The organism is Streptomyces sp. SID3212 (genome assembly GCF_009865405.1).
In the GTDB taxonomy this organism is placed as follows: Bacteria; Actinomycetota; Actinomycetes; order Streptomycetales; family Streptomycetaceae; genus Streptomyces.
This window is the reverse complement of sequence record NZ_WWJY01000041.1, coordinates 1-7683: the sequence shown is the minus strand read 5'-3', so window position 1 is coordinate 7683 and position 7683 is coordinate 1. Positions and strand designations below refer to the sequence as shown.

Sequence of the window (7683 nt, the reverse complement as noted above, 5' to 3'; positions counted from 1 at the left end):
GTCCTCAAACGCCGGACGGGCTGGGATTGCCCCCGGCCCGGTGGGCGGGTGCGGGGCAAGGATGTCCTCTAACGCCGGACGGGCTGGATTTGTCTTGACGCGGGCCTGGAAGGGGGACGGGCAGGGGTCGTGTCCGGAACGTAAAGCGTGTTTTGTGTCGCGTGACTACCGGTGAACTGAACAAGGTCCCGAACGCGACGTAAAACATGCAGTGCAGGACACGACCCCTGCCCGGCCCCCGGCAACAACCCGCGGATGAAAGCCGGGCCGCAGCGGCACCACCAAGCCCGTCCGGCGATTGAGGACAATCAGTAAGCGCAACCAAACGCACCGGGCAGACGCCAAACCGAAGCCCGTCCGGCGATTGAGGACAAAAGCTCGGCCGCCTCAGAAGATGTCCGGGCACCACGGACGCCGCGCCGTGTGGAACAGGACGTCCGCGCGGGCCGCCCCGCCCCGCGTCACCTCCGTCAAGGCCCCCAGCGCCGCCAGCGTCACCGCCGACTCGTCGCCCAGGTACAGCGCGCCCAACTCCCGTACGTCCAGCACCACGTCCGGCGACGACGTGGTCCGCGCGCACACCGCGCCCGTCGGGGAGGCGTCCAGGCGGAAGCGGCCGGCGGCCAGGTTCGTGGGGTCCACGACCTCCAGGACCAGCGTGCCGGGCGCCGCGTACGTGCGGGCCTCCAGGGCGCGTACGACGTCGAGGATCCGTACCCACAGAAAGTCCGCGTGCGTGACGACGCGCGCCGCGCGCGGGTCCGGCAGGAAGCGGGTCACCAGGTCGTCCGGGCCGCGGTGGCCCGTCCTCACCGTCGCCACCCAGTCGATGGAACAGACGAACTGCCACAGCGCCCGCTCCGCCGCCGGCGTCAGGGCGATCAGGCTCCGCACCGACGCCGTGCACTCCGGCGTCTTGGCGTCGCCCCACGTGCCGTCCGCGGAGTAGCTGACCAGGCCTTCCACTTCGCCCGCGGCCGAGCGGTACACCGCGTAGAACGACTCGGCCTGGGGCACGACCCAGGCGTCCAGGCCCGTCTCCCTGCGCCACCAGCGCTCGTCGCGGTCGATCGCGCCCGGCTGCGTGACCCGGAACCGGTCGTGGAGTTCGGGGCCGATCTTCCGTACGTCGGCGAGGTCGACCAGGTCGATCCGGCCGCCGTCGTCGGGGCCGGACCTGCGGGGGTCGAGTCCCGTACGCGCCACGTCGATCGCCCACTCGGTGATCCACGTGGCGGGACCGAAGCCGAACCGCCCGTAGATCGGGTACTCCGCCGCGATCAGCGTGGCCACCGCGTCGCCGCGCTCCTTCGCCGCCGCCAGGTCCGCGCCCATCATGCGGCCGAGGAGCCCGCGCCTGCGGTGGGTGGGGGAGACGGTCACGTTCGAGATCGCGTCGGCCGTGAGCGTGGCGCCGCCCACGACCGTCAGCTCCTGCGGGAACGACCGGAAGGTGGCGACGCAGCGGCCCTCGTCGAAGGCGCCGAGCGTACGGGTCAGGTCGGCGGTGGCCCGCCGCGACGCCACCACGTCGTCCGCCGAGACGGGCGGCCGCAGGAATCCGGTGTTCAGGGCGCGGTGCCAGTCGGGGAACTCGGCTTCGGTGACGGTACGGACCTCAAGGCTCATGGATCTCACGCTATGTCGTTCATCCGATCGGGTGCACGTGGATTTGGACCGGCTGCGCGTGGATTCGAGTCGGGTGCGCGAGGACTTGAGTCAGGTGCGCGTGGACTTGAGTCAGGTGCGCGAGGACTTGAGTCAGGTGCGCGAGGACTTGAATCGGCTGCCCGTGGATTTGGTCCGCCCAGGTCAGGCCCGTACCGCGCCCGTCAGAACGCCGCCCGCACCGACCCCACCTCCACGCCCCCGCCCAGCAGCGGCGCCCGCCCGATCCGTTCCCGTACCTCCGCCGTCACCCCCAGCAGCTCCAGCGCCCGCGCCAGGACCGGGCCCAGCGCCCGGATCCCGCCGTCGTCGATCTTGAAGGCCAGCGCGCGGCCGTCCGGCAGCGCCACCGCCTGGACCGCCTCCGCGCCCATCTTCGACAGCGCCCCCGGCACCTCCCGCATCAGCCAGGTGTCGGACCGGCGGGTGCCCGCCACGTACTCGGGGTGCGCGCGCATCGCGTCCGCCACCCGCCGCTCCGGCGTGCCCGGGGCGGCGAGCACGAAGTGGCGGAAGGAGCGGGCGAGGCCGGTGAGGCTGATCGCCATCAGCGGGGCGCCACAGCCGTCCGTACCGGTCGCCGCGATCCGTTCGCCCGAGACCTCCTCGACCACCGTGTGGACGAGCCGCTGGAGCGGATGGTCCTGGTCCAGGTAGGTGTCGGTGGGCCAGCCGTTCAGGACGCAGGCGGCCAGCATCGCCGCGTGTTTGCCCGAGCAGTTCATGGCCACCCGGTCCCGCACCCCGCCGGCGGCGAGAAACGTTTCTGCTTCCACCTGGTCCAGCGGCAGGTCCGGCGGCGTCCGCAGATCGGTGACGGCCAGTCCGTGCTCGGCGAGCATCGTCCGTACGAGGTCGAGGTGGAACCACTCGCCCGAATGACTCGCGGCGGCCAGCGCCAGCCGCTCGCCCGCCAGGTCCAGCCCCGCCCGCAGTACGGCGGCGGCCTGCATCGGCTTGTTGCTGGAGCGCGGGAAGACCGGGGCGCCGGGGTCGCCGAGCGCGAACTCCACCCTGCCGTCCGCCGCGAGCAGCACCAGCGTCCCCCGGTGGTGCCCCTCGGTGAATCCGGACCGTACGACCTCCGCGAGGACCGGCGGCGCCGCAGTGACGGCGGGGGCGCCGCCCGGCGACACGGCCGGGAAGACGACGGAGGTACCGCCCGGTGCGGTCGCCGGGGGTACGGGGCCCGGTGCTGTCGCCGGGGGTACGGCGGGGGTGTGAGACGTCATCGTCGGCCTTCCGTCACGGGGTGCGGTACGGACGGACCCCGCCGACGCGGCCTCGTGAGCCTTCGACCGATCACCGATCGGTCTTACGTCAGCAGGTCGTCCACTTGTGCTTCCCCGTCACGGTACCTGCGGGCGATCTCCCCGATGCAGTCGTCCGCCGTGCGCTGGAGCTGGTGACGGCGGCGCGAGATCTGCTGCTCGTTGCGGACCAGCCGCCCCATCGCGGTGTGCAGTTCGTCGTCCGTACGGGCCTCCAGGTCCGACAGCTCGACCTCGGCGAGCGTCTCCGCCGCCAGCAGCCGGTACTCCTCGCTGCGCGGAGTGGAAAGCGTCACATGCCGGGCGGACGAACGGTGCCGGGAGGGCGCGTCGGCGAGGATCTCGGAGAGCCGGTCCACCACGGACGTCCCGGGGACACGGTCCACGACAGGTGTCTCGGGCGCGGTACGGCGCGCCAGCTCGGCCCGCAGGATGTCGATGCGCCCCTGGAGCAGCCGCCGCAGATAGCTGAGGTCGGCCTCGTCGCGCTGCGAGTCCCGGCGCAGCGCGCGCAGCTCGGGCAGGCGCAGCACGGTGAAGTCGTACGGCCGGGGGGCGGGCAGGACGCCCTCGCCGCCGGTCCGCTGGACGGGGGGCCGCCCGCCCGAATGACCGCCCGAGTGGCCGCTTGAGTGACCCCCGGGGTGACCGCCGGCCTGCACCGCGCCCCTGCCCGGGCCCGTGACGGGACCCATCCCCGGACCCGACCCCGCACCGACGCCCGGCCCCGTCCCCGGACCCACACCCGGACCCGTGCCGGGTCCCATGCCCTGGCCCGCGTGTCCGCCGCCGCCCAGCGGGCCGCCCGCCTGGCCGCCCACCGCCCTGGCCGCGGGGCTGCTGCCCGTACCGCTGGTGGTGCGGGTCCTCGGTACGGGGCCGGACGGCTGCCCGGCGCCAGATGTACTCGTCACGCGTACTCCCCATCCCTCGACCGGTGCGCGAGCGCACCGCCTCCGAGCATGGTGCCACTCATGCACCTGCACGTGCGGGCACTCTGCACCCGTTCGGCCCCCGCTAGATTGGTCGTCATGCGAGCGGTGGTGCAGAGGGTCGACGGCGCGAAGGTCTCCGTGGTGACGGACGCGGGGACGGAAACCGTGGGCGAGATCATCGGTGAAGGCCTGTGTGTGCTGGTCGGAGTCACCCACGAGGACACGGCGGAGAAGGCGGGACAACTCGCCCGCAAGCTCTGGTCGATGCGGATCCTGGAGGGCGAGAAGTCCTGTTCGGACGTGAACGCCCCGCTCCTGGTGATTTCGCAGTTCACTCTCTACGGGGACGCCCGCAAGGGACGCCGCCCGACGTGGAACGCCGCCGCGCCGGGACCGGTGGCGGAGCCGCTGGTCGACGAGGTGGTGGCACGGCTGCGTGAGCTGGGGGCGACGGTGGAGACGGGCCGGTTCGGGGCGGACATGCGGGTCTCGCTGACGAATCACGGCCCGTTCACGGTGCAGCTGGAGATGTGAGGGCGTAAAAGCGCGGAAGCGCGTAAAGCGCAGAAGCGGGGAGTCGCGCGGAGATGCGGTCGCTCAGACCTCCACGACCGCTTCCTGGGCCGCCGCCGTGTCCCCCGCCATCAGCTCCGCGTCCACCGGCACGTTGCGCTTGATCAGGGCCAGCGCGATCGGCCCCAGCTCGTGGTGGCGCGCCGACGTCGTGATGAAGCCCAGCTGCCGCCCCTCCGCGCCGTCCGCCGCGAGCCTGATCGGGGTGCCGTGCCCCGGCAGCAGGACCTCGCTGCCGTCCAGGTGCAGGAAGACGAGCCGCCGCGGCGGCTTGCCCAGGTTCTGGACGCGCGCCACGGTCTCCTGGCCCCGGTAGCAGCCCTTCTGGAGGTGTACGGCGCTGCCGATCCACCCCAGCTCGTGCGGGATCGTCCGGTGGTCGGTCTCGAAGCCGAGGCGCGGCCGGTGGTTCTCGACGCGCAGGGCCTCGTACGCGAGGATCCCGGCCAGCGGCCCGTGCGCGGCCGCGTAGGCCTCCAGCTGGGCGCGGGGCAGGAACAGGTCCCGGCCGTACGCCGTCTCCCGTACGGCGGTCCCCTCGGGCACCTCGGCGATGGAACCGGCCGGCAGGTGGACGAGTGCGATGTCGTCGGTACGGTCCGCGACCTCGACCCGGTAGAAGAACTTCATCGACTCCAGGTACGCGACGAGCGCCTCGCGCGTGCCCGGTTCGACGTGCGTCCAGGTGGTCGTACCGTCGTCCACGAGGTAGAGGGCGTGCTCGATGTGGCCGTTCGCGGAGAGGACCAGCGCCTCGGTCGCCTCCCCCGGGGCCAGCTCACTGACGTGCTGGGTGAGCAGCAGGTGCAGCCAGGCCAGCCGGTCGTCGCCGGTGATCGTGACGATCCCGCGATGGGAGAGGTCGACGAGTCCGGTGCCGTCCGCGAGCGCGCGCTGTTCTCGGAACAGGTCGCCGTAGTGGGCGGCGACCTCTTCGTCCGATCCTTCTGCGGCGACGGCTCCGGGCAGGAACAGCAAGGGGCTCTTCATACCGGTAAGCGTACGACTCGCTACGGCTCCGTGTCCGCGCCGTCCGTGCCGTCCGTGCCCAGCCCGGCCGCGCAGTCGGCGCAGCGCCCGAAGATCGCGAAGTGCTTCATGTCGGTCGTGAAGCCGTGGTCCTCGCGGAGTTTCCTGGTGAAGTCGGCGGCGATCGCGACGTCCGCCTCGATCACGTTCGTACAGTCCCGGCAGACCATGTGGATGTGGTGGTGGCGGTCGGCGAGGTGGTACGTCGGAGCGCCGTGTCCCAGATGGGTGTGGGAGACGAGGCCCAGCTCCTCCAGCAGCTCCAGGGTCCGGTAGACGGTGGAGATGTTGACGCCGGAGGCGGTTCTGCGGACCTCGCCGAGGATGTCGTCCGGGGTCGCGTGCTCCAGGGTGTCGACGGCTTCGAGGACAAGCTGGCGCTGGGGCGTCAGCCGGTAGCCGCGCTCGCGCAGGTCGCTCTTCCAGTCGGTGCTCACCACGGGACCAGTGTAGGCGGGCGCGCCGTGCTTGTGGCTGGTGTCGAAAGGCCCGGCCCCGCCCCGGCTCGTCTACTTGAAGAACGCGATTCGTCTACTTGAAGAACGCGATGCCGTCGTCCGGCAGGTCGCCGAGATCCTTGGCCCAGGCCGCGACCTGGTCCGGGGTGACCACCTTCTTGAGGTGGGCGGACATGTACGGCCGCAGCGGCACCTCGGGCGTCGCCTTCTCGCCGACCCACATCAGGTCGCTCTTCACATAGCCGTAGAGCCGCTTGCCGCCGCTGTACGGACTGGCGGCGGCGGTACGGGCCACCGCGTCGGTCACCAGGTCGATCTGCGGCTTCTGGTCGGCCAACTCGCCGTACCAGATCTCCACGACGCCCTGGTCGCGGACCATCACGACCTCGACCTTGCGGTCCTTGTCGATGCGCCAGAACCCGGACTCGGACTCGATGGGCCGGAGCTTGTTGCCCTCGGCGTCGAGCGCCCACGTGTGCGAGACGTACTCGACGAAGTCCCTGCCGTCGTGGCTGAACGTGACTTCCTGGCCGAAATTGGCCTTCTCGTCCCCGGGGAAGTCGAACACGCCGACGCCCTCCCAGCGGCCGAGGAGGAAGGCGAGGGGGACGAGGTCCGGGTTCAGGTCGGACGGAATCTCGATCATGAGCGGCTCAGGCGATCTGTAGAGGGCAGAGGCTGGCGGTGACAGAGGCGATGACAGAGGCGATGAAGGGGCGACGGCTGCCGGGTCCGGAATCCGGACGTCAGCTCTGACCCTGGTACAGCTTCTTCACGACCAGGACGGAGAAGGCGAGCACGCCGACGCAGACCAGGACCAGCAGGGCGGTGAAGACGTCCTCAAGCACGGGGTGCTCCTCGGAGAGCGGTGGGGCGGTACGGACCGGGCCCCAGCCTAATGGGTGGTGGCCCGGTCCTCTCCCCGAGGTGGGGGCAGCCCTCTCCCCGAGGTGCGGGGAGCGGCGGTCGCCTCAGTTGAGCAGCTGGTCCTGGAGGATCAGCGTCTGGTGGAAGGGCACGGCGGCGGCGCGGCCCTTCTTCACCGGCCTCTCGTGCACGACGAGCGCGAGGGTGTCCCCGGCCCTGATGTACGCCTGGCGAGTCTGGACGGAGCCGTACGGTTCGGTCTCCTCGTACGCGTACACCGAGGCGTCCAGGCCGGCCCCCTCCTGGGTCCAGCTCTCGTCCAGCACGGTTTCCGGGCTCTCCTTGAGCGGCACGCCGAACTCCAGCCCTTGGTCCAGCTCGTCGGCGACAAACGCGTCCGTGAACGCTGTCGACGGGAACGTCAGCAGGTAGACCCGGGAGGAGGTGCCGTCGGGCATGGTCCAGCCGCGAGCGGCGATGTGCCGGAGGCCGGCGTCCCGCAGGGCCACCAGGAGGTCGGACCGCTCGCCGTCGTCCAGTTCGTACTCGGACAGGAACCGCTCCTCGCCCACCCACCCGCCGGTCAGCTTCTTGTCGGCGACGGCCCCGGCCGGGGCGGGCAGCAGGAGCGCGCGGGGGTCGGCGTGGTGGATCTCGCCCGCGTTGTTGCCGCTGAACGGGCGGGGGGCGTCGGCGGGCAGCGCGGGAAGCGAGAGCTTCGGGTACTGCCAGCGCCCGTCGCTCTTGGTCGCCAGACCGGGTACGTCCTCCCGCGCCGCGTCACTGATGCCGTACGCGACCCCGCCCCCGAGCCCGGCGAAGACGAGCACGGCGACGGTCCAGCGGGCGACGGCGCGGAGGGCGCGGCGGGGCGGGCGGGAC

The 7683-nt window shown here is 71.8% G+C and carries 8 protein-coding genes; 1 reads left to right on the top strand and 7 read right to left on the bottom strand.

Going from position 1 to position 7683, the window contains the following annotated elements:
- Window positions 1-387: 387 nt before the first annotated feature.
- The 3 genes from GT042_RS01790 to GT042_RS01780 all read right to left on the bottom strand — a co-directional run bounded on the left by GT042_RS01790 (window position 388) and on the right by GT042_RS01780 (window position 3706).
- Window positions 388-1629 carry a GNAT family N-acetyltransferase gene (locus GT042_RS01790; protein WP_161306928.1) on the bottom strand — a complete coding sequence of 414 codons (1242 nt, stop codon included), beginning with the start codon at window positions 1627-1629 and terminating at the stop codon, window positions 388-390.
- A gap of 203 nt (window positions 1630-1832) precedes the next feature.
- Window positions 1833-2900 (bottom strand): asparaginase, encoded by a 1068-nt coding sequence (locus tag GT042_RS01785; RefSeq protein WP_161306927.1) that lies wholly within the window; start codon window positions 2898-2900, stop codon window positions 1833-1835.
- An 83-nt stretch (window positions 2901-2983) separates the two neighbouring features.
- Window positions 2984-3706, bottom strand: a complete 723-nt coding sequence (locus GT042_RS01780) for an ABC transporter substrate-binding protein (protein WP_202532225.1) — start codon at window positions 3704-3706, stop codon at window positions 2984-2986.
- Between the two features lie 264 nt (window positions 3707-3970).
- Here GT042_RS01780 and dtd point away from each other — a divergent pair, with 264 nt between their 5' ends.
- On the top strand, window positions 3971-4408 hold the full coding sequence (dtd, locus tag GT042_RS01775; protein ID WP_161306926.1) for a D-aminoacyl-tRNA deacylase: 438 nt from the start codon (window positions 3971-3973) through the stop codon (window positions 4406-4408).
- A 63-nt stretch (window positions 4409-4471) separates the two neighbouring features.
- On the opposite strand, the gene GT042_RS01770 is transcribed toward dtd, so the two are convergent.
- The 4 genes from GT042_RS01770 to GT042_RS01755 form a co-directional block, all read right to left on the bottom strand.
- A complete protein-coding gene (locus GT042_RS01770; RefSeq protein ID WP_161306925.1) occupies window positions 4472-5437 on the bottom strand; it encodes a folate-binding protein YgfZ in 966 nt (321 codons plus the stop codon).
- Window positions 5438-5457: 20 nt separating this feature from the next.
- Window positions 5458-5916 carry a Fur family transcriptional regulator gene (locus GT042_RS01765; protein WP_161306924.1) on the bottom strand — a complete coding sequence of 153 codons (459 nt, stop codon included), beginning with the start codon at window positions 5914-5916 and terminating at the stop codon, window positions 5458-5460.
- A 91-nt stretch (window positions 5917-6007) separates the two neighbouring features.
- Window positions 6008-6580: an FABP family protein gene (locus tag GT042_RS01760; protein ID WP_161306923.1), complete on the bottom strand. Its 573-nt coding sequence runs from the start codon at window positions 6578-6580 to the stop codon at window positions 6008-6010.
- 325 nt (window positions 6581-6905) lie between these two features.
- A partial coding sequence (locus GT042_RS01755) for a hypothetical protein (RefSeq protein ID WP_161306922.1) occupies window positions 6906-7683 on the bottom strand: 778 nt, incomplete at its 5' end.